General features: G+C 52.9%; 23 protein-coding genes and 1 tRNA gene. 5 read left to right on the forward strand and 19 right to left on the reverse strand.

The features are described from left to right. Nucleotides 1–169: 169 nt before the first annotated feature. The 3 genes from AADB16_RS14380 to AADB16_RS14390 are packed head-to-tail and all read right to left on the reverse strand — an operon-like array spanning nt 170 to nt 2,562. Nucleotides 170–1,123 (reverse strand): TraI domain-containing protein, encoded by a 954-nt coding sequence (locus AADB16_RS14380; RefSeq protein WP_410804253.1) that lies wholly within the window; start codon nt 1,121–1,123, stop codon nt 170–172. Then, complete coding sequence (locus AADB16_RS14385) at nt 1,110–2,324, reverse strand: Arm DNA-binding domain-containing protein (protein ID WP_410804255.1); 1,215 nt, start codon at nt 2,322–2,324, stop codon at nt 1,110–1,112. The genes AADB16_RS14380 and AADB16_RS14385 overlap by 14 nt, the downstream gene beginning before the upstream one ends. Beyond that, entirely contained in the window at nt 2,317–2,562 is a 246-nt protein-coding gene (locus AADB16_RS14390; protein ID WP_410804257.1) for a hypothetical protein, read from the reverse strand. Before AADB16_RS14390 ends, AADB16_RS14385 begins: the two co-directional genes overlap by 8 nt. Nucleotides 2,563–2,714: 152 nt before the next feature. Here AADB16_RS14390 and AADB16_RS14395 point away from each other — a divergent pair, with 152 nt between their 5' ends. Next, nucleotides 2,715–2,921 (forward strand): helix-turn-helix domain-containing protein, encoded by a 207-nt coding sequence (locus AADB16_RS14395; protein WP_410804259.1) that lies wholly within the window; start codon nt 2,715–2,717, stop codon nt 2,919–2,921. Between the two features lie 258 nt (nt 2,922–3,179). Here AADB16_RS14395 and AADB16_RS14400 read toward each other — a convergent pair. The 16 genes from AADB16_RS14400 to rpsB all read right to left on the reverse strand — a co-directional run bounded on the left by AADB16_RS14400 (nt 3,180) and on the right by rpsB (nt 17,951). Next, a tRNA-Met gene (locus AADB16_RS14400) sits at nt 3,180–3,256 on the reverse strand. 67 nt (nt 3,257–3,323) lie between these two features. Further along, complete coding sequence (gene rnhB / locus AADB16_RS14405; protein ID WP_410804261.1) at nt 3,324–4,013, reverse strand: ribonuclease HII; 690 nt, start codon at nt 4,011–4,013, stop codon at nt 3,324–3,326. Beyond that, complete coding sequence (gene lpxB / locus AADB16_RS14410; RefSeq protein WP_410804263.1) at nt 4,014–5,195, reverse strand: lipid-A-disaccharide synthase; 1,182 nt, start codon at nt 5,193–5,195, stop codon at nt 4,014–4,016. It abuts the gene before it with no gap. A gap of 20 nt (nt 5,196–5,215) precedes the next feature. Beyond that, nucleotides 5,216–6,007, reverse strand: coding sequence for an acyl-ACP--UDP-N-acetylglucosamine O-acyltransferase (gene lpxA, locus AADB16_RS14415; RefSeq protein ID WP_410804265.1), 792 nt, complete (start codon nt 6,005–6,007; stop codon nt 5,216–5,218). Next, on the reverse strand, nt 6,007–6,444 hold the full coding sequence (fabZ, locus tag AADB16_RS14420) for a 3-hydroxyacyl-ACP dehydratase FabZ (protein ID WP_298450381.1): 438 nt from the start codon (nt 6,442–6,444) through the stop codon (nt 6,007–6,009). Before fabZ ends, lpxA begins: the two co-directional genes overlap by 1 nt. 11 nt (nt 6,445–6,455) lie before the next feature. Next, nucleotides 6,456–7,481: a UDP-3-O-(3-hydroxymyristoyl)glucosamine N-acyltransferase gene (lpxD, locus tag AADB16_RS14425; RefSeq protein ID WP_410804267.1), complete on the reverse strand. Its 1,026-nt coding sequence runs from the start codon at nt 7,479–7,481 to the stop codon at nt 6,456–6,458. Between the two features lie 47 nt (nt 7,482–7,528). Continuing rightward, complete coding sequence (locus tag AADB16_RS14430; RefSeq protein WP_298450377.1) at nt 7,529–8,023, reverse strand: OmpH family outer membrane protein; 495 nt, start codon at nt 8,021–8,023, stop codon at nt 7,529–7,531. A gap of 63 nt (nt 8,024–8,086) precedes the next feature. Beyond that, entirely contained in the window at nt 8,087–10,405 is a 2,319-nt protein-coding gene (bamA, locus tag AADB16_RS14435) for an outer membrane protein assembly factor BamA (RefSeq protein ID WP_410804270.1), read from the reverse strand. 44 nt (nt 10,406–10,449) lie between these two features. Beyond that, complete coding sequence (gene rseP / locus AADB16_RS14440; protein ID WP_410804272.1) at nt 10,450–11,799, reverse strand: RIP metalloprotease RseP; 1,350 nt, start codon at nt 11,797–11,799, stop codon at nt 10,450–10,452. 47 nt (nt 11,800–11,846) lie between these two features. After that, nucleotides 11,847–13,031 (reverse strand): 1-deoxy-D-xylulose-5-phosphate reductoisomerase, encoded by a 1,185-nt coding sequence (gene ispC / locus AADB16_RS14445; RefSeq protein WP_410804274.1) that lies wholly within the window; start codon nt 13,029–13,031, stop codon nt 11,847–11,849. Nucleotides 13,032–13,033: 2 nt separating this feature from the next. Continuing rightward, a complete protein-coding gene (locus AADB16_RS14450; protein ID WP_410804276.1) occupies nt 13,034–13,873 on the reverse strand; it encodes a phosphatidate cytidylyltransferase in 840 nt (279 codons plus the stop codon). Nucleotides 13,874–13,894: 21 nt separating this feature from the next. After that, a complete protein-coding gene (gene uppS / locus AADB16_RS14455) occupies nt 13,895–14,665 on the reverse strand; it encodes a polyprenyl diphosphate synthase (protein ID WP_410804278.1) in 771 nt (256 codons plus the stop codon). Between the two features lie 67 nt (nt 14,666–14,732). Continuing rightward, nucleotides 14,733–15,290, reverse strand: a complete 558-nt coding sequence (gene frr, locus AADB16_RS14460) for a ribosome recycling factor (RefSeq protein ID WP_298450524.1) — start codon at nt 15,288–15,290, stop codon at nt 14,733–14,735. Between the two features lie 41 nt (nt 15,291–15,331). After that, nucleotides 15,332–16,060: a UMP kinase gene (gene pyrH / locus AADB16_RS14465; protein WP_298450365.1), complete on the reverse strand. Its 729-nt coding sequence runs from the start codon at nt 16,058–16,060 to the stop codon at nt 15,332–15,334. A 181-nt stretch (nt 16,061–16,241) separates the two neighbouring features. Then, nucleotides 16,242–17,111: a translation elongation factor Ts gene (gene tsf / locus AADB16_RS14470; protein WP_298450364.1), complete on the reverse strand. Its 870-nt coding sequence runs from the start codon at nt 17,109–17,111 to the stop codon at nt 16,242–16,244. Between the two features lie 93 nt (nt 17,112–17,204). Next, nucleotides 17,205–17,951, reverse strand: coding sequence for a 30S ribosomal protein S2 (rpsB, locus tag AADB16_RS14475; RefSeq protein WP_298450362.1), 747 nt, complete (start codon nt 17,949–17,951; stop codon nt 17,205–17,207). Between the two features lie 262 nt (nt 17,952–18,213). On the opposite strand from rpsB, the gene map reads away from it, so the two are divergent. The 4 genes from map to AADB16_RS14495 are packed head-to-tail and all read left to right on the forward strand — an operon-like array spanning nt 18,214 to nt 23,168. Further along, nucleotides 18,214–18,984 carry a type I methionyl aminopeptidase gene (gene map / locus AADB16_RS14480; protein WP_298450360.1) on the forward strand — a complete coding sequence of 257 codons (771 nt, stop codon included), beginning with the start codon at nt 18,214–18,216 and terminating at the stop codon, nt 18,982–18,984. Further along, the gene (locus tag AADB16_RS14485; protein WP_309045633.1) at nt 18,985–21,630 is read left to right on the forward strand and encodes a [protein-PII] uridylyltransferase; all 2,646 of its coding nucleotides are present in this window, start codon (nt 18,985–18,987) and stop codon (nt 21,628–21,630) included. It begins immediately after the preceding gene. Then, nucleotides 21,627–22,823, forward strand: a complete 1,197-nt coding sequence (gene dapC, locus AADB16_RS14490; RefSeq protein WP_410804281.1) for a succinyldiaminopimelate transaminase — start codon at nt 21,627–21,629, stop codon at nt 22,821–22,823. The genes AADB16_RS14485 and dapC overlap by 4 nt, the downstream gene beginning before the upstream one ends. A 3-nt stretch (nt 22,824–22,826) precedes the next feature. Then, a complete protein-coding gene (locus AADB16_RS14495; RefSeq protein ID WP_309045635.1) occupies nt 22,827–23,168 on the forward strand; it encodes an ArsC family reductase in 342 nt (113 codons plus the stop codon). The last annotated feature ends 18 nt before the right edge of the window (nt 23,169–23,186 follow it).

Below are 23,186 nucleotides of genomic sequence, written 5' to 3' on the forward strand. Positions count from 1 at the left end.
GTTTATGAGTCAGACGCAGACAAGCTATGTAGTAGCCTTTGATGGCAAGATTCCGCTGGAGCTAGCCGAATCTCCAAGTTCTTGGTGGGACTACAATGCCTCGGTTAGGAACAAAAAAGGGTGTGGCCATACTGCGCTCACCCCCCCCTTGTTATCTTGAGACAAACACTCACCTGTGGACCTCGGTGAATGGCATCCAATAAAGGTTATGGCCAAGCCGCCCAAAGCCGACAGGCACGCGCTTTCGGTAGGCGCGGCGTTGATTGTCAGCCATGGCGCTGTGGGCGTCGGCATCGCGCACGTAGCGAGCGAGGGTTATGGCAGGCTTGGTGCCATAACGAGCGCCCGGTGAGGCGCAGGTCCAGATATGCCTCAGTGCCATTGCCGCATCCGGTTGTACTGTATCAAGGTAGGCTAACCCGTAGGCACATGCTTCCAGAGTCAGGTCGGCATGATCAAATAGTCGTGCGGCGGCAGTTGGCTTGCCTCGTTTGTCGTAGGTGTAGGTCTTGCCTATGTCGTGCAGCAGCCCTGCCACAAAACCAAGTTCCTGAAGCTCTCGCGGCATGTCTGGCTCGTTGGCTTGAATCATTTGCAAGACATTCTTCGCCACATCCAGAGAGTGGACTAAAAGACCGCCTGGTTCATTATGGTGATAGCTTTTGCTGGCAGGTGCCCGAAGGAAAACTTCCAGTCTGTCCCGACGCTCCAGTACCCGCTTGATGAATACCTGTAGGTGACTACTTTTGAGTACGCGAACAGCGTCAATCAGCTGATCCAGAGCCTCCGGTTTGGGACAAACGGTGCGTGGTAAAGTTTGCAAGGCCGGCAGACGGGCAATGTCGGTGCGCATAGGGCGTCGGATTTCAGTGAGCAAGATCTCACCTTCCTCAGAGCCCACACACACCTGCCCTTTCACAGCAATCAGATCCATATGTCCCAGTCGCTCAGGAATGACAATAGAATCAATGACCGCAATCACAACCAAATCGCTGGAACAGCTGCTAAGGCGCAGCTTCAGGTATGGAATGCCGTCATCGTCAAAACAGGCTACGCGACCAGTCAGACGGTAGGTGCCTTTGAAGGTTTCTTTCTCTAAAGGGCGCAGATCATTCAGTTTCATTACCCATCTCCTGGTCGTTGTCGATCACCCGGCTCTGTATCAGGCGCTCAAAGGCGCTGCCATCCATGCGAGTCAGGTTCGGGATATATCGTGAGTACACTTTGAACAGCATTTCTGTTGATGAGTGGCCCAAAGTGCGAGCCACCCATTCCGGGTTTTCACCGGAGGCCAGCAGCAAAGTAGCTGCCGTGTGCCGGGTTTGGTACGGGCGACGCTTTTTGAGCTTTAACAGCTCTAGCATTGGATACCAGACCCGTTTGGTGACGTTGTTGTGATCCAGCGGCTCACCGAGGCGATTGCAAAACACAAACTTGCTGAGCTTTCCGGTTGCCTCGTATTGCTCTTTGAGTGCGTCGTATACCGGGCCGAACATGGGGATTTCGCGCTGGGAGCCGTCTGTTTTTGTGTACTCCGTCTTGCCGTGAATGAGGGTTTCACGCACCAGGATTTCCCGGCGTTCGAAATCCACATACTCCCACTGCAGGCCGTCTACCTCGCCAGTACGCATGCCGGTGTAGAAACGAACCAGATAATAAATCCGGTAGTCCTCGCGGACATGCTTGAGGATCTTTTCGACCTCATTCATTGAAAACGGCTCAATGTGAACCTTTTGAAGCTTCAGAGGTTTGATGTTGCGGTAGGGATTATCGAACTCATAGCGTTCCGCAGCCTCCACCAAGAGCATCCGCAAGATAGTCATGTGACTGTTGATGGTCTTGGGTGACATGAGGCCGTTAGCTCCCCTACCTTTGCGCCGCGCCATTTTGTTGCGGGCGGCTAGGATATCGGCCTTGGTGATCTCCCCTACCTTTTTCTTCGTGAAAGCGGGCTTGAGCGAACTCTCAAGAATAGAAGTCACATTGCGAGTGTGTGAATTGCGCCACTGGATTTTGGTTTCCTGGAACCATTGGTCGGCGAAGTCTGTGAAGCTTGGAGTGTCCAAACTTCCAGAGCCTGCCATAGCCTCTGAGCTCACACTTTTTTGTTCAATCTTCTTTAGATTGCCACTGTCTGGGAAATATTCTGCATAGTTGAAATCTCCAAGAAGAATCTTAGCTTCAACTTTCTGCAGCAATGCCTCTACTCGCTTACGGTTTGCCGGGGTATCTGCTAACGCCGTTTGCTCACGGCAACGGTGGCCCGCGTACATAAAGTCGAGATATAGCCGCCCGGTTTCTTTGCGTGATCTGACCTTACCCATGACAAACCACTCCATTAGCCATTGGGATAGACAACTGGTCATGCTCGCGACCAGTGACCAGCATTTCCTTCTCAACTGCTTCCCAGAGGAAAAGTATCTTTCGACGTCCGAAAGGCTTGATGTAGTGTTTGCCCTCAAGCAGTACCGTGTCCTTCAGACACTGGCGAATAGTCCTGCAGTCGTACTTGATGCGCCCTGCGAGTTCTTCAGTGGTTAGATAGGTATAGGAGTTTCCCATCGAATTATTCCTTCTGTTGCGCTACTCTAGATCAACAAAAGACATTCCTCATATCAGAATGCCATTCTGAATAACATTTTAGGCAATAAAAGTACATTTGCAAGCACTTTTTGCCATTTTGGATGACATTTGTTCATTAAGGATAACAAAGTATGATTCGATGCCACCTAGCTCGGCTCATGGGCGAGCACAAGATGAAGATTGTGGACGTAGCTCGAGAGACGGGGTTAAACCGGAATACTGTGACACTGCTTTATAAAGAAACAGCTCAACGTATCGACTTGGAAGCGCTCGATAAACTCTGCAGATTGTTCAAATGCGAGGTGGGCGATTTACTGGAATTTCAGGAAGACGAGTAGGTAAAAAAGAAAAGCGCCGCCAGTAATTTCTAGGAAGGACTTGCTGCGATTGAGTTAAAAAAAGGTTTCAGTTGAAATGATTTTTGAGCGTGACGCTAACAGACTTACGGTCATTCCCACCCTAACGCACATTTTGCGTGTCACAAGGTTTGGCACATATGTGTCACATATACGTCACATATACGTCACACGGATTTTTCGACACCTCAAACGCAAAAAAGGCAGATCAGTAAAATACTGATCTGCCTTTCTTTTATATGGTAGCGGGGGCAGGATTCGAACCTACGACCTTCGGGTTATGAGCCCGACGAGCTACCAGACTGCTCCACCCCGCATCAAACTGGTTGTTGCCGAGTCGCCTCGATCAACGTGCGCGTATAGTAAGGACTTGTGGGCGCGTTGTCAAATACTGTTTTCAAACAGGTCTGTTGGGTAGTGAAGGTTTTCTGCCTCCGATGCCTCGGGATTCTTGAAAAACCCAACTTGCTCCATCGCTTCCTGAACTGGCCGGAACGATTTGCGGTGTTCTGGCGTTACTCCCAACCGGAACAAGGCTTCCATGTGGACGGGCGTAGGATACCCTTTGTGTTTGGCAAGGCCGTAGCCGGGATACTTCCGCTCCAGAGCTTCCATTTCCCTGTCCCGGGTCACTTTGGCGAGTATGGATGCAGCACTAATCGCCTCTACCCGACTATCCCCCTTGACCACCGGCTCGGAGGGCCAGTGCCACTCCGGGCATTTGTTTCCATCCACCAGTACGTATTCCGGCGCAACACCTAAGCCAGCCACAGCACGTTCCATGGCGATCATGGTGGCTTGGTAGATGTTGATCTGATCGATCTCATGGGCCTCGCAACGGCCCAGGCTCCAGGCACTCGCATGCTCAATGATTTCTTCGTAAAGGGCATTACGCTTTTTTTCGGTGAGCTTTTTTGAGTCTGCCAGCCCAGCGATGGGCCGATCAGGATTCAGAATGACTGCAGCAGTCACGACGGCACCAATGAGAGGCCCGCGCCCTACTTCATCCACACCAGCCAATAGCCGACCCTCATACGCGCACTTGAACGGAGGTAATGCAGGTGCTCGCGCCATCTAGCCGGCCCTTTCTTCAACAAGCATGGAGATTGCACTGGCAGCTTTCTCGTCAGCATCTTGCTTCAAGGTGTGGTGTAGCTCAGTAAATGCATGCACCAGCCGATCGCGTTCTTGCTGGTTTTCCATTCGCTCCAACACCGCAGTGCCAAGTGATTCCGGTGTCGCGTCATCCTGCAACAGCTCAGGGACTAGAGATTGCTTTGCCAACAGGTTCGGCAGCGCCACATGAGGCACCTTCACCAAGCGGGAAATCACTGCCCAACTGACGTTGCTCAAACGATACCCCACAACCATAGGCTTTTTCAGCAGCATGGCCTCAAGGGTCGCCGTTCCAGACGCAAGCAACACAACGTCGGATGCTGCCATCACTTCCCGGGAACGTCCTCGTACGATAGTAACCTGAAGTTTTACATCGAGTGCTTCGATAAGATCGCGAACCTGTTGTTCCCTTTCACGGTTCACACAAGGGATCACCAGCTGCACATCCGGCCGTTTGGTTTGAATCCAGCGCGCAGCTTCCAGAAACAAAGTGCCTAACCGCTCAACTTCGCCAGCCCGACTACCCGGCAAAACTGCCAGTAAAGGTGCGCTCTCATCAAGCCCAAGATCCTGGCGGGCTTTCCCTGTTTCAGGCACCAGTGGAATGCGATCAGCAAGTGGATGCCCTACAAAGGCAACGGGCACCTGATGCTCTTCATAGAACCTGGCCTCAAACGGCAACAGGGTGAGCATAAGATCTACCGACTTGGCGATTTTGAAAATACGGTTCTGCCGCCAAGCCCAAACCGAAGGACTGACGTAATGAACAGAGGGAATACCCGCCTCTCGGCAGCGTCGCTCGATGGCCAGGGTAAAATCCGGGGAATCAATACCGATCACCACGTCGGGTGGTGTGGCAAAAAAATAACTCAGAAGGCGAGCACGAATCCGAAAGAGTTCCCGAATGCGGCCAAGCACTTCTACCAGCCCCATAATAGAGAGCCGCTCCATGGGAATCAGGGAGTGGAACCCCTCCGCAATCATTTCATCGCCACCGATGCCCACAAAGCGTGCGTTGGGGTAACGTTTGCGAAGTGATCGGATCAATCCAGCGCCCAGAATGTCCCCAGACGCCTCACCTGCGATAATGCCAAAGGTTATGCTGCGGTCACTGACAACCGCGGCCTGGGGATGCTCCATCAAACAAGGCTCCTGCCAGCTTAGCGGATAATGCCGCGATGAGCGCCGCGCAGAGAGTCAATAAGCACCCGCACTTCTGGTGTGCCTGAGTATTCTTCTTCCAGCTTCTCCACTGCCTGCTCCGTCGTCAGGCCTTGGCGGTATATAACCTTGTAAGCCCGGCGCAGGGTCATCAACACTTCTTTGTCGAATCCGCGTCGCTTGAGGCCTTCAACGTTCATGCCGTGGGGCTCCGCCGACTGGCCGGCAGCCATAACGTAAGCCGGGATATCCTTGAGTACAATACTGCCGCCAGCCGCCATGCTATGGGGCCCAATGTGGCAGAATTGGTGCACCATGGTGCCACCGCCCAGAATGGCATGGTCACCAACCGTCACATGGCCTGCCAAGGTTGCACAGTTAGCAAGTATAATGTCGCTGCCAATAACGCAGTCATGGGCCACATGCACATAGGCCATAAGCAGGTTGTTGCTGCCGATACGGGTCTCACCTTGGTCCTGAATTGTGCCGCGGTGAATGGTGCAGTTCTCGCGGATCGTATTATTGTCCCCAATAATCAGAGTGGTTGGTTCACCCGCGTATTTTTTATCCTGGCACTCTTCTCCAATGCTGGAGAACTGAAAAATGCGATTATTTTTGCCAATAATCGTTGGCCCTTTCACAACCACATGGGAAAAGATTTCCGTGCCTTCACCAATTTCCACGTTCGGGCCAATGTAGCTCCAGGGTCCAACCGTTACGTTATCCGCGAGTTTGGCTGAAGGATCTACTATCGCTTGGGGATGAACGCCCGACCAGTCATTCGTCGCCATTAAACTTCTCTCTCAGCGGTCAGTATCTCTGCCACACAGACGACTTCACCATCGACCAGTGCGCGACAATCAAATTTCCAGATACCGCGTTTTTCCGAGATAATTTCCGACTCCATACACAGCCGGTCTCCGGGTAACACGGGGCGCTTGAATCGCGTCTTACTGGTGCCTGCCAGGTATTGCACCAGTCCATCTGAGGGCTTCCGCCCCACCGTTACAAAACCGAGAATGCCCGACAGCTGCGCCATGGCTTCGATAATCAGCACTCCAGGCATTATCGGGTTGCCGGGAAAGTGACCGTTAAAGAACGGCTCGTTGTAGGAGATATTTTTATAACCTTTAATCGATTTGGACTTTTCGATCTCGGTCACCCGATCCACTAACAAAAACGGATAGCGGTGTGGCAGGTGTTCCAGTATTTCATCAATATGCATCATTATGATCGGCCTCAGCCTTCTGTTTTCTTTTCCAGCTCTTTGACGCGCCGTGCCAAAGTATCCAGTTGGCGGAATCGCACGGCATTCTTGCGCCATTGCCGATTAGTATCTGCACTGGTTCCCGAAGAATAGACTCCCGGCTCCGGGATATCTCCGGTTACCATGGTCATGCCAGTAAGATGCACCTGGCTAGTGATTTCCAAGTGGCCGGCTACTCCGGCAGCTCCGCCAAATACACAGTGGCTGCCAATCTTTGTGCTGCCCGCAATGCCTACCATTGAAGCCATTGCGCAATGATCACCAATGCGCACGTTGTGGGCAATCTGAATCAGGTTATCAAGCTTTACACCATTGCCGATAACTGTGTCATCCAGAGCACCGCGATCAATAGTCGTGTTTGCGCCGACCTCAACATCGTCACCAAGAACAACGCGACCTAGCTGCGCAATTCTATGCCATTGGCCTTTTTCGTTGGCGAAGCCAAATCCGTCAGAGCCTATCACTGCGCCGCTGAGAATATGACAACGCTGCCCAATCACCACATCGTGGGCTAAAGTCACCCGGGGCCTGATGACAGAGCCAGCCCCAATAATGGTGCGCGCACCAATCACACTGCCCGCTCCGACGGCGACCGCTTCGCCAATAACCACGCCCGCCTCAACAACGGCATTGGCGCCAATACTGGCACTGGAGGCAACGGCTGCACTGGGATCAACCACTGCTGCAGGATGAATGCCCGGCCGTGCAATCGGTGCAGGGTCAAACCAGTGGCTGAGCCGAGCATACCCCAGATAGGGATTATCAAGTACCAGGACATTGGTCGGGCAATTATCCGCAGCTGCAGGCGACAGAATGACCGCCGCCGCCTGCGTATCTGCCAGGTGTTTGGCATAGGCGGGATTTGCCAGAAAACTGAGCTGGTTCGGGCCAGCAGCCTGAAGAGTTGCAATGCCGAACACCTGAATATCAGGATCGCCTCGCAGCTCCGCTCCCACGGCTTCTGCTATCGCTCCAAGCCGGTAAGACTTTTCTGTCATCTCGCGCTCCAAACACGCCTGTGAGCCCCTGGGCTCTCCAGCAAGAATTAACGGTTCAGCTTTTCCAGAAGCTGTGGGGTCAGGTTCATTTCCGGCTTCACATAAACAACAGCTTCGCTTGGCAGAATCAGATCCAGATCGTTTTCTTCCAACAGCTCTTTTACTGCTGCATCCACTTCCGGGCGGGCTTCTTCAAGAAACGCCTGCTTCCGCTGATTAACAGTAGTATCAAGACGCTGTTTTAGGAAATTGAACTCTTTGACTCTTTCCTGGAATTCACCCGCAAGTTTGTTACGCTCGCTCTCATTCATCATTGCACCGTCTTTTTCAAGACGCTCTTTCAACTTTCGTGCTGCTTCCTGAGTCTCGCGAACCTTTTCTTCATCACCAGCAAAATCTCTCTGCATAGCTTCACTGAAAGACTTTGCATCGTTTGATGAAAACAATGCCTGGCGAAGATCTACAACACCAATGCGCGTTTCTGCTACGGCTGGCAGCGCGATCGCCATGGCTGCTGCAAACATCAGTAAGTTTCTGAACATCTTGGGTCTCCTGAGTATCATTCGTTTTTGTTTCTCGTAACGCTTAATCGGAATGTCCGGGAATCAGAATGTCTGGCCAAGTGAGAACTGGAACACCTGAGTGTCGTCACCCGGCTTATCGTTCAGCGGCTTGGCAAGACTGAATGCCAATGGGCCTACCGCGGTAATCCATTGAAATCCAACGCCCACAGAGAATCGCAATTCCTTGAGATCCGGGTCAAATCCACGGTCCGGGTCGAATACCTGGCCACCGTCCAAGAAGAATGCGGTGCGCATGGAGCGGCTGTCACCGGCAAATGGCGTCGGGAAAATCAGCTCCAAAGATCCTTCTGTGAGGAGATTACCACCGAACGGATCGGGATCGGAAAAATCGTTGTCTGCGGGGCGCGCGCGCGGCCCCAGTGAATTCGCTTGATAGCCCCTTACCGAGCCATAGCCACCAGCATAGAAGTGCTCATAGAACGGCATCATTGGATCTTCACCATATCCATTACCGTAACCCACTTCTGTTCTTGTATGCACAACCCAGCGGTTATTGTCCGATACCGGATAGTAGAAATCCGTTCTGTGGGTGGCTTTGTAGAACGTAAGGTCACTGCCAGGCACGGCCACGTCAATTGACAGGGAATGGCTGTGGCCCGCAGTTGGTAAAACACCCCGGTTCAACGTACTGCGACGCCAACTACCAAATAAGAAATAGTTGTTAAAGCTATCGCCTTCCTCTGCAATAAATTCAGTCACATCTTTCGATGTAAATACACCACCTTTCAGCTTGGAGTTGGTATAACCCACCCCGAAGTTCAGCCTGGTAATGTTATCGGTCGGATAACCAAAGGTGAGACGCCCACCGTATTCATCCAACAGGTAGGACGTGATGTCCTCCTGCTCAAAATCAGTCTCCCGGGCAAACACACTGAACCCACGGCTCACGCCATCTACAGTGTAGTACGGGTCCATATAGGAGATGTTTGCGCTTCTCACCGCATCACTGACGTTTACGCCAAACGATGCCCGCTTACCGGTGCCGAAGAAGTTATTTTCGGCAACGTTGGCGCCAAGAATAATGCCAGAGTCCTGTGAAAAGCCCACAGACGCTGAAAGGCTACCGGTTGGCTGCTCTTCAACCGAATAGTTCACATCAACAAGGTCGTCGGTTCCTGGCACAGGAACCGTATCCACATTGACCATCTTGAAAAAACCAAGTCGTTCAAGACGAGTTTTAGAAAACTCAATGCGATCCGACGAGGCAATACCACCTTCCATTTGCGTCATTTCCTGACGCAAAACATCGTCACGGGTAGAGACGTTTCCGCTGAAATTGATGCGACGAACATAAGCCCGCTTGCCAGGCTCAACAAAAAAGGTAACGGCGGCGGTGTTATTTGGGCCCGGCTCAGGCACGGCGTTTACGTTTGCGAACGCATAACCTTCTCTACCCAACCGGAACGACAACGTTTCCGAAATAGCCGTCATCCGGGCACGGGAGAATACATCGCCCGCTTCTACAGGGATCAATTCACGCAGCTCTTCTTCATCAACAATGAGGTCGCCGCGCAGTTTTATATCAGAAATCGTGTATTGCGGGCCTTCATTAAGAGCAATAGCGATAAATACCTGTCGTTTGTCTGGCGAGATAGAAACCTGGCTGGACTCAACGCTGAAATCCAGATATCCGCGGTCGAGATAGAAGGAACGCAGTGTTTCAAGATCACCGCTCAGGCGTTCCCGGGCATATTTGTCGGAATTAGTGAGGGAGTTCCACCAGCTGCTGGTGCGCAGTTCAAACAGATCTCGCAACTGTTCATCGCTGAACTCCCGGTTTCCTACCAAGTTGATATGCTGAATAGCCGCAACTGTGCCTTCGTTAATATCCAGGCGGACTGCCACACGATTTCGCGGAAGCACTTCAGCCGTTGCTTTGACTCGAGCGTTGTAGCGCCCTTGCCCAATGTAGGAGCGCAAAATTTCCAGTTCCAGGCGTTCCAGTGTTGCCCGGCGGAATACCTGACCTTCCTGAAGCCCGGCACCAGCCAAGGCATCCATGAGCATGCCAGTCTCGATGTTCTTGTTGCCTTCAATCTCGATCGACGTGATCGAGGGGCGCTCCCGAACTGTAAGTATGAGGATCCCGGCGTCGCGACTCGCTTCTATATCGGTAAACAACCCTGTCCGGAACAGTGATTTAATCGCATCGGCCAGTTCGGCTTCGTCCATCTGCTCGCCGATATTAACGGGGAAAGCGGAGAAAACAGTACCTGCAGAAACTCGCTGCAAGCCTTCCACCTCAATATCTGCAACCGTAAATTCATCTGCAAATGCTGGCTTCATGCCGGTTGCGGCAACAGCGAGGCCAACAGCTAAGCCTAGAAGAGAACGTCTCATTCAATTATTTCGCCTGGTTAATGCGCGTAAGGAGCCCGCAATTCTCACAACCGCATCAGGTCGTTGTAAAGAGCAAACACCATTAATGTAAGGATCATTGCCATACCAATTCGTAATCCAAGCTCCTGGACCGCATCCGAAACCGGCTTTTTGCGGATTGCCTCAATGGTGTAATACACGATATGGCCACCATCCAGCACAGGAACAGGTAACAGATTCAAGATTCCCAAGCTAACGCTCAGGTAAGCCAAAAATCGAATAAAGTCTTCAAATCCTGAGCTGACACTGGCTTCAGCTACACGGGCAATCGTAATTGGGCCACTGAGGTTACTGGGTGAGAGCAACCCTGTAACCATCTTTTTAATAGCAACCAGTGTAAGGCGGGTGTCTGCCCAGGTTTCGTCCAACGCAACGGGGATGGCAGCCAGAGGGCCGTAGCGAACGTCGCGCATTACGCTGTCTGGCCACGAGACTGCCTCAACGCCAGCGCCTACAAAGCCGATCACTTCGCCACTATCCTGCTTTTTCTCAGCCGGTGTAATCTGTACAGACTGCTCCAAACCAGCACGTTCAATGGTAAGGGTCAATGTTTGCTCGGGTGAGCTACGTATCGATGCAACCAACTCGAACCAGTTCGCAATGGGCTCGTCATTCACAGCAAGAACGTGATCACCGGTCTGCAAGCCCGCAATCTGGGCACGGCCGCCGTCTGCGATCTGGCCAAGTATCGCTGGAACATCTGGCCGCCAAGGCGTGATACCAAACTCACCAAGCGGGTTCGGCGTTTCGTCACTGAGGCTCCACCCACCCAGCTCGCCACTCAAAGTTCCCTGAGCGCCAGCACTGGAAACATCCAGGGTGATTACTCCCTGCTCGCCAGCACGCTCAAGAATACGCATATTCACATCACGCCAGGAGCTCACTCGATGCCCGTCTACAGCGTGGATCTCCATGCCTTCCCGCAGGCCGACATTACTGGCAACACTTTCCTCGGCAACACCACCCACAATTGGCGCAACATGAGTAACACCCACTACGCCAAGAAGCCAGTAGGCCAAAATAGCAAAAAGGAAGTTTGCAGCCGGCCCTGCCGCAGCAATGGCAATCCGCTGGGAGGGTGGTTTGGATGTAAACGCCTGATCTCTGATCTCTTCAGGGACTGGTCCCTCTCGCTCATCCAGCATTTTCACATAGCCGCCCAGCGGAATGGCGGCTATGGCGAATTCAGTGCCGTGGCGATCGTACCAAGAGAACAGGGGCTTCCCAAACCCCACTGAGAAGCGCAGCACTTTCACACCGCAGCGGCGCGCAACCCAGAAGTGGCCATACTCATGCAGGGTAACGAGTATCCCCAATGTAAGCGCAAGAGCAAGTACGGTTTGAATAATCTGCATAGCATTCCTGGTTTAAGCGCCAGCCCGGCGAAAATCTCTAAGTTACATCAGACCGTTAACAGGCGGATCTGTTCCTGCGCCCGTTGCCGTGCCTCTGAGTTCTTCGCGAAGATGGTATCAAAACTGTCCGCAGGTACCACTGGTGTTACTGACAGAGTTCGCTCAATGACAACCGGAATGTCCGTAAATGCGAGGTTCCCTTTCAGGAACTCACTCACCGCCACCTCATTCGCAGCATTCAACACGGCAGGCGCGGTTCCTCCCTGCTCAAATGCTTCTGCGGCTAACCGAAGGCAGGGGAAGCGCAAAAGATCCGGTCTTTCAAAATGAAACCGCCCTATAGCGAAAAGATCCAGTGCCGCGACCCCGGCATCAATACGCTCGGGCCAAGCCAATCCATTGGCGATGGGAGTGCGCATGTCCGGGCTGCCGAGCTGAGCCAGTACAGAGCCGTCAACGTACTCTACCATTGAGTGAATGATGCTCTCCGGGTGCACATGGACCTCAATGCGATCTGGCGTGGTATTAAACAGCCAACATGCCTCGATCAACTCAAGCCCTTTGTTCATCAAAGTTGCAGAATCAACCGAGATTTTCTGCCCCATGGACCAGTTTGGATGAGCGCAGGCTTGAGCAGGCGTCACTGAGCGCAGGTCTTGAGCGCTGGTCTCCCGGAAAGGGCCACCGGAAGCGGTGAGCAGAATACGTGTAATACCGGCACCTTCAGGGTCGCGCACCTTTGCTGCCGGCAGGCATTGAAAGATCGCGTTGTGCTCGGAATCTATCGGCAACAGCTCTGCGCCAGAAGCCGATACGGCATCCATGAAAAGCTTGCCAGACATTACCAATGCTTCTTTATTGGCCAGCAACACACGTTTGCTTGCACGCACGGCGGCAAGTGTCGGCGCAAGGCCTGCCGCACCAACAATGGCTGCCATAACGGTGCAGACTTGCGGGGCTGAAGCCACCTCACAAAGCCCCGGCTCACCACTTAGCACGGATATTTGGGGGAGATCTGAAAGTAACTCGGTCAGCTTTTGCGCCGCAGCGGCATCTGCCATTACCGCTACTTTCGGGAGAAATTCGCGACACAGCACGGCAAGCTCTTCAGCGTGGGTACTGGCTGTAAGCGCATACACTGAAAACCGATCGGGATGACGGCGAATGACATCGAGGGTGGAAAGTCCGATTGAACCGGTCGCCCCCAGTACCGTAACAGAGCGATCTACCATACTCACAAGTGCCCGACTGTCAGCCAGCCAAGTTGCGTAATAATAAGCGCAAACACGGGAGCGGCGGCAGTAAGGCTATCAATACGATCCAGTATCCCGCCATGCCCTGGCAGCAGAGCACTGCTGTCCTTGATACCTCTGAAACGCTTGAGCATGCTTTCCAGAAGGTCCCCAAGCACAGACACCAGACCGGTTACCAACGTTGCCGCAATTAGCATCATGGTTTCAACCATACTTGCGGAAGCAAGAGAGCTCGCAGCCAAAGCCAACACAGTTACAGCCACCAAACCACCGTATACGCCAGCCCAGGACTTGCCAGGACTGACTCTGGGGGCGAGCTTCGCCTTACCGAAAGCCCTGCCTGCAAAGTAAGCTCCAATATCTGCCACCCAGACAACGCAGAACACATACAGAATCACCAGGAGGTTATTATCTGTATTGCCGAACTGAAAGCCAGCGGCTCGAAGATGGTTCAATCCAACCCAAGCAGGCACAAGAACCAGCACGCCCATTAGAGCTCGCACAGGCCTGCTGCCCCACCACCCTGAACCTGCCGGGTAGTTGCGCACCAGTAAAAAACACACAACCCACCATAGAAGCGCCAGCCAAAGCACCGGAACGGCAGACACATCAAACAGACCGTAGAGAATGGCAGCGATAAAGGCCGCATAACCGATCCGCATCGGCTGCTGCTCGAATCCAGACATATTGGCCCATTCCCAAGCGCCCAGCGTAATGATCGCGGCCATGAATAAAGCAAACCCCAGAGGTGGCAGAAAAAAAATGCCCCCAATAGCGATGGGCGCGAGAATAAGGGCGGTGATAATTCGGGTTTTTAGCACAATTTAGGTCGCTGTCATTCGTTATTGTTGTGACGCTTTGGCCACGATCTGGTCGTCCGTCTGACCAAAGCGGCGCTGACGTCCGGCGTAAGCCTGTAATGCCTTGCACATTTCTTCTTCTTTGAAATCGGGCCAGAACACAGGCGAGAAGTACAACTCGGTATAGGCGAGATGCCAAAGCATGAAATTACTGATCCGCTGCTCACCAGCCGTCCGAATCATCAGATCCGGCATTGGGAGATCACCAATGCTCAGGTGTTGCTGTATAAGGTCATCGGTAATATCAGCAGGTTCAAGCTCGCCGCTCTTCACCAATTGAGCAACCTGCTGCGTTGCCTGGGCAATATCCCAATGGCCGCCATAGTTTGCAGCGATGACAAGAGTCATTCTGGTGTTGTTGCGGGTGAGCTCCTCTGCCTTGGCCATATGCTCTTGCAAGGTTGCATTAAACGCGGAACGGTCACCAATGATGCGCAAGCGGATATCGTTACGATGCAACTTTCTGACTTCCCGCTCCAAAGCAAAAAGAAACAGCTTCATGAGAGCGGATACTTCTTCTTTTGGGCGCCGCCAGTTCTCGCTTGAGAAGGCGAACAGCGTAAGGACTTCAACGCCTTCGCGGGCACAGGTTTCAACAACGGCCCTGACAGACTCTACCCCGGCCTTATGCCCCGCAACTCCTTTAAGCAGGCGTGATTTTGCCCACCGGTTGTTACCATCCATGATAATGGCCACATGCCGGGGCCGGCTATCAGCCGACACCGGAATTTCTGCGGATACTGATCCCGTCATGAAATCCCCTGTACAGCCAATAGAACACCCCTACTGGCCGTGTCTCGCTTGCAGTGAACCGTGGCGATCAAACCGCCATCAGATCCTCTTCTTTAGCTTTCAGCATCTTCTCGACTTCAGCGATGTAGCGATCTGTCAGCTTCTGGATTTCGTCCTCGCCCTTGCGCACATCATCTTCGCTGATGTCTTTGTCTTTCAGCAGGTCTTTCATCATGCTGTTTGCATCGCGACGGGCATTACGGATGGAGACACGGCCATTCTCCGCATCCGCTTTCGATTGTTTAACCATATGCTTACGGGTTTCCTCCGTCAGCATCGGCATAGGTATACGAATCAGATCGCCGCTGGTTGCAGGGTTCAGACCGAGATCTGAAGCCATGATGGCCTTCTCGATAACGGGCACCAGGTTCTTTTCCCAAGGCGACACCGCCAACGTACGGTTATCTTCTACGTTAACACTCGCCACCTGCTTCAGCGGTGTCTCCTGCCCGTAGTAGTTAACCATCACGCTGTCCAGAATCGACGGGTGGGCCCGGCCGGTACGGATCTTGTTGAACGCCGAGTGCAGAGCTTCGAGGCTCTTTTCCATTTTCTTCTCGGCTTCAGCTTTTATGTCGTTAATCACGTAATCATCCTCAATTCGTTCGTCGGGCTGCATAAAACCCGTTATTCGATCAATGTACCTTCTTTCTCGCCGGTCACGATGCGCGTCAGGGCGCCCGGACGGTTCATATCAAAAACACGCAGCGGCATCCCATGATCCCGCGCCAGGAGGATAGCGGTCAGATCCATCACGCCCAGCTTTTTGTCGAGTACTTCATCATAAGACAGTTTGTCGTACTTTTCTGCAGTCGGATCAAGGTAAGGATCCGCTGAGTACACACCATCTACTTTGGTTGCCTTCAGTACGGCATCTGCCTGAATCTCGATACCACGCAAGCACGCCGCAGAATCTGTTGTGAAGAAGGGGTTGCCGGTACCTGCACAAAAAATAACAACGTCACCATCTTTAAGATCGCGGACAGCGCGGCGGCGATCATAATGCTCAACAATACCACTCATGGGAATGGCTGACATAACCCGGGTACGTATGTTTGAACGCTCCAAAGCGTCGCGCATGGCAAGGCCGTTCATTACCGTGGCCAGCATACCCATGTGGTCGCCAGTAACACGATCCATTCCAGCCTCGCTCAGCGACGCCCCTCTGAACAGGTTGCCGCCGCCAATAACGAGGCCAACCTGAATGCCGATGCCAATCAAAGCACCGATTTCAAGCGCCATCCGATCAAGAACTTTGGGGTCAATACCGAAATCATGCTCGCCCATCAGGGCTTCGCCACTGAGCTTGAGCAGAACACGATTGTATCTTGGCTGGTTTTTTGATGATGTCGGCATACTGATCCCCTTTTCGTCTGTTAACTGCTATCCGGCGTGATACGCATTGCAGGCTTGCATCTGACATACTCCTTGAAAAAGGGGGATCTCAGATACAAGCCCGCCACGAGAGCCGGAAAAATCCAGCCAACGTGGCAGACTCAGGTGGCGCTGTAACGGACCGTCACAGCGCCGAGAAAAATCAGGCCTTGCCAGTACCGGCTGCAGCAGCAACCTCAGCAGCAAAGTCTACTTCTTCTCTTTCAATGCCCTCGCCCACTTCGAGGCGAACAAAACCAACCAGCTCGCCGCCGGCCGCTTTAATAAGCTGGCCTACAGTCTGCTCCGGGTTTTTAACGAAAGGCTGCTCAACAAGGCTGTTTTCCTTGAGGAACTTCTGAATACGGCCGCCCATCATTTTCTCAACGATTTCGGCAGGCTTGCCTTCCATGTCTGGCTGAGCGCGGATGACTTCTTTCTCTTTCTCCAGCTCTTCAGCCGGCATATCTTCAGGCTTGGCGACACGCGGGTTAACTGCAGCAGCGTGCATCGCGATATCACGAGCAAGCTCAGCATCGCCAGCCGTCAAAGCTACAACAGAAGCAATCTTGTTGTTGCTGTGAACGTAGCCACCCACTACCGGACCTTTAACTGAAACCAGGCGACGGACAGTAATGTTTTCGCCGATTTTCTGAACCAGTGCTTCGCGCTTGGATTCCAGCTCACCTTCCATCAGCTTGGCAACGTCTGTCTCGCCTTTTTCGAAGGCAACGTTCAGCACGTCGTTAGCAAAATTCAGAAGGTTCTCGTCGCGGGCAACGAAGTCTGTTTCAGAGTTAACTTCCAGAATATAGGCAACGGTGTTGTCGTCGGAGATCTTGATCAACGAAACACCTTCAGCGGCGATACGGCCTGCTTTCTTGGCAGCTTTCAGACCGGAAGACTTGCGCAGCTCTTCAATTGCCGCGTCTACACTGCCCTCAGATTCAACCAGAGCTTTTTTACACTCCATCATGCCAAGGCCAGTGCGGTCGCGCAGTTCTTTGACCATTGCAGCGGTAATAGCAGCCATGTTCAGTCCTCTTAACTTTTCTGAAATCGGTGGGAAGACATGCCAGGACAATCTCCCTGGCATGTCTTATATCTCATCAGTGATGCAGATGTATCACTCGGCAGCCGGAGCGGCGCCTGCAGAGTCTTCGGCAACTTCAACAAATTCGTCAGCGCCGCCAGCCTGAGCAGATTCCAGGCAAGTGTCAGCAACCGCTTTCACGTAAATCTGGATTGCACGAATAGCGTCATCGTTACCCGGGATTACGAAATCAACACCATCCGGGTTGCTGTTGGTATCAACAACACCGATAACGGGGATGCCCAGCTTGTTGGCTTCTTTAATGGCAATGCGCTCGTGATCAACGTCGATAACGAACAAAGCGTCAGGCAGACCGCCCATATCTTTGATACCACCAATAGACCGCTCGAGCTTATCCATTTCACGGGTGCGCTCAAGAGCTTCTTTTTTGGTCAGCTTATCGAAAGTACCGTCTTTGCTCTGGGCTTCCAGTTCACGGTAGCGACGGATGGACTGACGAATGGTCTTATAGTTGGTCAGCATGCCGCCGAGCCAGCGATGGTTAACAAAAGGCTGGCCGGAACGCTCGGCTTCTTCCTTGATGACCTTGGCTGCGGCGCGCTTGGTGCCAACAAACAAAATCTTGTTCTTGCTCTCTGTCAGTTGCTGAACGAAGTTAAGCGCTTCATTCATGGCAGGAACAGTCTGCTCAAGGTTGATGATATGAATCTTGTTACGGGCGCCGAAGATGTACTTCGACATTTTTGGGTTCCAGTAGCGAGTCTGGTGACCAAAGTGAGCACCTGCCTTGAGCAGGTCACGCATATTTACCTGAGCCATGATATTACCTTAGTTTAGCTTCGGGTTAGTCTTACACGCGTCCAATTACCCCAACCAGGCTCCCTATATAGATTTAAAGCGGGAGCAGGCACCCTGGGGCAACGTGTTGACACGTGCTCGAATTTGCCGGATTTGTTTCCAGCGGGCGCGTTTATACCATAAAACCACCAGCCCACGCCATTATTTTTGAGCCTTTGCTTCCTTGTGCCCTGAGCCCGGGGCCCTTAAAATGCTCGTTTGACACAAATCAATAGGAAGCCCAATGCAAGTATCGATCAAGACTCCGGAAGAAATTGAAAAGATGCGTGTGGCCGGCCGCCTGGCAGCTGAAGTTCTAGAAATGATCGGGGAGCACATCAAGCCCGGTGTTTCCACCGAAGAGCTCAACCAGATCTGCCACGACTACATCGTCAACGAGCAAAATGCGATTCCCGCACCGTTGAACTATAAAGGCTTTCCTAAATCCGTATGCATTTCAGTTAACCATGTTATCTGTCACGGCATCCCTTCAGAAAAGAAAGTTCTGAAGGACGGCGACATCGTGAATATTGACGTTACGGTAATAAAAGATGAGTACCACGGCGACACCAGCAAAATGTGGATCGTTGGCAAGCCAAAGCCCGGTACTGAGCGCCTGATCAAAATCACTCAGGAATGTCTCTATAAAGGTATTGAGCTGGTGAAGCCCGGCGCTCGTTTGGGCGACATCGGCCATGTAATCCAGCAGCACGCTGAAAAACACCGCTATTCGGTGGTGCGGGACTATTGCGGCCACGGGATTGGAAAAGTGTTCCATGAAGAGCCGCAAGTTATGCACTACGGCAAGCCGGGCACTGGGATGGCACTGCAGGAAGGCATGACCTTCACGATTGAACCCATGATCAACCAAGGCAAGTACCACACCAAGCTGCTGCCAGACCAGTGGACTGTGGTCACCAAAGACCATAAGCTTTCAGCGCAATGGGAGCACACCATTCTGGTCACTGCCGATGGCTATGAAGTTCTGACCAAGCGGTCGGAGGAGTCCTTCTAAGTGACGCGCCAGGAACTGGAAGCCAGAATCAGCAGGGACCCTTCCCCGGTTATGGCAGCCAGGGAACTGTTAAAAGAATGCTACAACGAAGATGCCGAAGCCTTCAGGCAGGGTGCCGACGTGCGCGCTCTGGTTCGCTCCAGAGCTGACACGATCGACACCGTTCTGAAGCTGATCTGGAACCGCTACCCTTTCTCCGGCTCATCCGACATTGCGCTGATAGCAGTTGGTGGATACGGCCGGGGTGAACTGCATCCCCATTCGGATATTGATCTTCTTGTGCTCACCCGCGAGGGTATCGAACCGGGCTGGCAGGAGGATCTTGGCGCCTTTGTCACACTGCTCTGGGATCTGAAGCTCGACATCGGTCACAGTGTTCGCAGCATTGAAGAAAGCAAAGCCGCAGCGCGAGGCGATGTCGCCACACTGACCAACCTGCTTGAAACCCGCACAATTGCCGGGCCGGACGAGTTACGCAAAGAGCTCAGCGAGCAAGCGTACTCCGATAACATCATTACCGACCGCGACTACTTTATTGCCAAGCGCAAAGAACAACAGCGGCGCCATAAAAAGTATAGCGACACCGAGTACAACCTCGAGCCCAACGTAAAAAGCTCACCCGGCGCCCTGCGGGACATACAAACCATTGGCTGGATAACCAAACGGCACTTTGGCCTGCAGAGCATCGCCGACCTGACCCGCTTCAGCATCCTTACCGACGAGGAACACCAGGTTCTGCTGGAAGGCGAAACTCTGCTATGGCGATTGCGCTATGGCCTCCAGTTGATCGCAGACCGTAACGAAAACCGCCTACTATTCGACCACCAGCGCGCTTTGGCCCAAATGCTGGGTTATAAGGACGAGGGCAAGCGACTGGATGTCGAGCTGATGATGCAGTCCTACTACCGTGCTGTACTGGCGCTGGCAGAATTGGCAGACGTTATTCTTCAGTTTTACGACGAGGCCATACTCGGCACGGGCACCGAAGACAACATTCAGCCGATCAACAATCGTTTCCAGATCCGCAACAACTATATAGAAGCAGTCAATAACCAGGTTTTTGCCTACTCGCCCTACGCCATTATGGAAATTTTTGTGTTGATGGCCCAGCATCCTGAAATCAAGGGCATCCGGGCTACGACTATCCGGTCTTTGCGGGCGCACAGGCACCTGATTGACGACGCCTTCCGTTCTGACCTGGCGGTTACATCCTTGTTCATGGAGCTGATGCGAACACCCCATGCGCTGGACGAAATCCTCTCAGCCATGAAGAAATACAACGTGCTGGGGCGCTATTTGCCAGAGTTCGGTCTGATTATTGGCCAAATGCAGCACGACCTTTTCCACATATACACGGTTGATGCTCACACCATGCGGGTGGTGCGCAACATGGTGCGGATGAGCGGCCCGGACGCCCGTGATGACTATCCATTAGCGGCGCGTCTCATCCATGGTCTGCCCAAGCGCGAGCTGCTCTATATAGCTGGCCTGTATCACGACATTGCAAAAGGCCGCGGCGGCGACCATTCAGAGCTTGGCGCTATGGACGCTGAAGCTTTCTGTCAGCGCCACCATTTGAGCGAACGCGATACCCAACTGGTTTCCTGGCTGGTGGAAAACCATCTGTTGATGTCCATGACGGCCCAGCGTAAAGATATTTCTGATCCCGACATCATTCGCTCCTTTGCCCGGGCGGTACCGAGCCAGGCGCACCTGGATTATCTTTACATCCTTACTGTGTGCGATATCAGCGCCACCAACCCCAAGCTCTGGAACACCTGGCGGGCATCTCTGCTGCGTCAACTGTATATAGAAGCCAAGCGAGCCCTCAGGCGCGGCACCGAGATTCCGGTAGACCGGCAGGAGTGGGTGCGCGCAACCCAGTCTGAGGCAAGGCAACTTATTCATGCCCAGAACATCAATGACGAACAGATAGACGCTATCTGGGATACCGTTGACGAGGATTACTTCCTGCAGGACTCAACGGTTGACATAGCATGGCAAACTGCAGCCATCATCAATCATGGCGACACGCCCGGCCCGCTCGTGCTTATCCGGGACACTCACGGTGGCCCCACAGACGGCTTTTCCCAGATCATTATTTACATTAAAGATCGAGCTACTCTGTTTGCGGCAACCACGGCCGTACTGGAACAACTTAATCTCAACATTGTGGATGCGCGCATCAGTTCGAATGACGGTCCTTTCACAATCAGCTCCTATGTTGTGCTGGATGAGAAGGGCCAACCGTTAGGTATAGACCCGGCCCGCAAAGAGCGGGTACGCAAGCGCCTAATCGAAGAGCTGGACGACCCTGAAGACTACCCCGACATTATTCATCGCCGTACACCACGGCAACTCAGGCATTTTGCGTTCCCGACTGAAGTGTTGTTCTCTAACGACACCGTGAATGAGCGCACAGTGATTGAAGTGGTGACACCTGACCGCCCCGGCCTTTTGGCTCGGATTGGGCAGGTACTGCTGGATCACCGCATACGCCTGAGCAATGCCAAAATCGCCACCCTGGGCGAACGAGTGGAAGACGTTTTCTTTGTGACTGATGAGCACGGCGAGCCAATCAGCGACCCTTCCGTATGCCGCGCCCTGCAGCAAGACCTGTGCAAAATGCTGGATGAAATTCAATGAACCCGAATTTGAACAAGCTTCACCCCTACCCTTTCGAAAAGCTGGCAAAACTCAAAGCTGGTATTTCTGCACCTGAGCACTTGCCGGCCATCTCTCTTGGCATAGGTGAGCCCAAGCACCCGGCCCCTGGCTTTGTGAAGCAGGTGATTGCTGACAACCTGGATCGTCTCGCTAACTATCCCACCACCCGTGGCCTTGACGAGCTGCGAGAAGCAATAAGCCAGTGGGCTACGAAGCGATTCCAACTGAAAGCTGGTTCCTTGAGCCCGGATCAAAACATCGTGCCGGTAAATGGCACCCGGGAGGCTATTTTCTCTCTGGTTCAGGCGTTGGTTGATGCCAGCCTGCAAGCAACTGTTGTAAGCCCCAACCCTTTCTACCAGGTTTACGAAGGTGCAGCTTTTTTGGCAGGGGCTACACCGGTATACCTTCCTTGCGACGGCTCCAACGGCTTCATTCCTGATTTTGACACGGTCCCCGAACCTGTATGGCGAGACTGCCAGGTGCTGTTCCTGTGCTCACCTGGCAACCCTAGCGGTGCGGTCATACCGAGAGAGACACTGACAAAAGTTATTGAGCTCGCAGACAGATACGATTTTATTGTTGCCTCAGACGAATGCTATTCAGAACTCTACCCTGATGAAAACAATCCACCTGAAGGTTTGTTGCAGACTTGCGCAGCAATAGGCCGCCACGACTTCGCGCGCTGCGTTGTTTTCCACAGCTTGTCGAAACGCAGCAATCTGCCGGGTTTGAGATCCGGTTTTGTAGCAGGCGACGCAAACATACTGAAAGGTTATCTGAACTATCGCACCTATCATGGCTGTGCCATGCCAGTTCATAACCAACTCGCAAGCATTGCCGCCTGGCAGGATGAAGACCATGTGCGGGAAAATCGGGCGGCTTATCGCGCAAAATTTGAAGCGGTGGTACCCATTCTGCGTGAGGTCATGGACGTAGATTTTCCCGATGCCGGGTTTTATCTGTGGCCGATCACACCCATGGATGACGAAACCTTTGCGAAAGAGTTATCGGCTCAGCAAAACGTCCACGTTCTTCCCGGCCGCTACTTGTCCCGCACAGTGGACGGCTACAACCCGGGAGAGAACAGGGTTCGCATGGCATTGGTTGCACCGTTGGAAGAATGTGTGGAAGCGGCAAAACGCATTGTTGAATTTGTAAAGGCAAACTGAGTTATGAAACTGTACGGCATCCGCAACTGCGACACCGTCAAAAAAGCCCGTAAATGGCTTGATGACCAGGGAATTTCTTACGAATTTCACGACTTCAAAAAAGAAGGTCTGGACAGGGATCGGCTATCCCAATGGGAAGAGGCAGTGGGCTGGGAAACCCTGCTGAACCGCCGAGGCACCACCTGGCGCAAGCTCAGCGAAGAGGTTCGTGATACTATTGGCGCCCTTTCTGCCCACGACATCATGCTGGAAAACACCTCCATCATTAAACGTCCCGTGGTCGAACATAACGGCGCAGTTTATGTCGGCTTTAACGCCGACGACTGGGCAACAACCATCAAATAGCAACTATCAGATAGACAG

Source organism: Marinobacter sp. KMM 10035, from assembly GCF_046537445.1.
GTDB classification, from domain to species: Bacteria; Pseudomonadota; Gammaproteobacteria; order Pseudomonadales; family Oleiphilaceae; genus Marinobacter; species Marinobacter sediminicola.

Coding starts and splice junctions, on each gene's coding strand:
- bamA (WP_410804270.1), bottom strand. CDS start 10,405: ATGAGACGTTCTCTTCTAGGCTTAGCTGTTGGCCTCGCTGTTGCCGCA.
- AADB16_RS14390 (WP_410804257.1), bottom strand. CDS start 2,562: ATGGGAAACTCCTATACCTATCTAACCACTGAAGAACTCGCAGGGCGC.
- lpxA (WP_410804265.1), bottom strand. CDS start 6,007: ATGGCGACGAATGACTGGTCGGGCGTTCATCCCCAAGCGATAGTAGAT.
- tsf (WP_298450364.1), bottom strand. CDS start 17,111: ATGGCTGCTATTACCGCTGCAATGGTCAAAGAACTGCGCGACCGCACT.
- rnhB (WP_410804261.1), bottom strand. CDS start 4,013: ATGGCGCGAGCACCTGCATTACCTCCGTTCAAGTGCGCGTATGAGGGT.
- dapC (WP_410804281.1), top strand. CDS start 21,627: ATGAACCCGAATTTGAACAAGCTTCACCCCTACCCTTTCGAAAAGCTG.
- rpsB (WP_298450362.1), bottom strand. CDS start 17,951: ATGGCTCAGGTAAATATGCGTGACCTGCTCAAGGCAGGTGCTCACTTT.
- ispC (WP_410804274.1), bottom strand. CDS start 13,031: ATGGTAGATCGCTCTGTTACGGTACTGGGGGCGACCGGTTCAATCGGA.
- fabZ (WP_298450381.1), bottom strand. CDS start 6,444: ATGATGCATATTGATGAAATACTGGAACACCTGCCACACCGCTATCCG.
- pyrH (WP_298450365.1), bottom strand. CDS start 16,060: ATGCCGACATCATCAAAAAACCAGCCAAGATACAATCGTGTTCTGCTC.
- AADB16_RS14395 (WP_410804259.1), top strand. CDS start 2,715: ATGATTCGATGCCACCTAGCTCGGCTCATGGGCGAGCACAAGATGAAG.
- AADB16_RS14380 (WP_410804253.1), bottom strand. CDS start 1,123: ATGAAACTGAATGATCTGCGCCCTTTAGAGAAAGAAACCTTCAAAGGC.
- uppS (WP_410804278.1), bottom strand. CDS start 14,665: ATGACGGGATCAGTATCCGCAGAAATTCCGGTGTCGGCTGATAGCCGG.
- AADB16_RS14495 (WP_309045635.1), top strand. CDS start 22,827: ATGAAACTGTACGGCATCCGCAACTGCGACACCGTCAAAAAAGCCCGT.
- rseP (WP_410804272.1), bottom strand. CDS start 11,799: ATGCAGATTATTCAAACCGTACTTGCTCTTGCGCTTACATTGGGGATA.
- lpxB (WP_410804263.1), bottom strand. CDS start 5,195: ATGGAGCATCCCCAGGCCGCGGTTGTCAGTGACCGCAGCATAACCTTT.
- AADB16_RS14385 (WP_410804255.1), bottom strand. CDS start 2,324: ATGGGTAAGGTCAGATCACGCAAAGAAACCGGGCGGCTATATCTCGAC.
- AADB16_RS14430 (WP_298450377.1), bottom strand. CDS start 8,023: ATGTTCAGAAACTTACTGATGTTTGCAGCAGCCATGGCGATCGCGCTG.
- lpxD (WP_410804267.1), bottom strand. CDS start 7,481: ATGACAGAAAAGTCTTACCGGCTTGGAGCGATAGCAGAAGCCGTGGGA.
- map (WP_298450360.1), top strand. CDS start 18,214: ATGCAAGTATCGATCAAGACTCCGGAAGAAATTGAAAAGATGCGTGTG.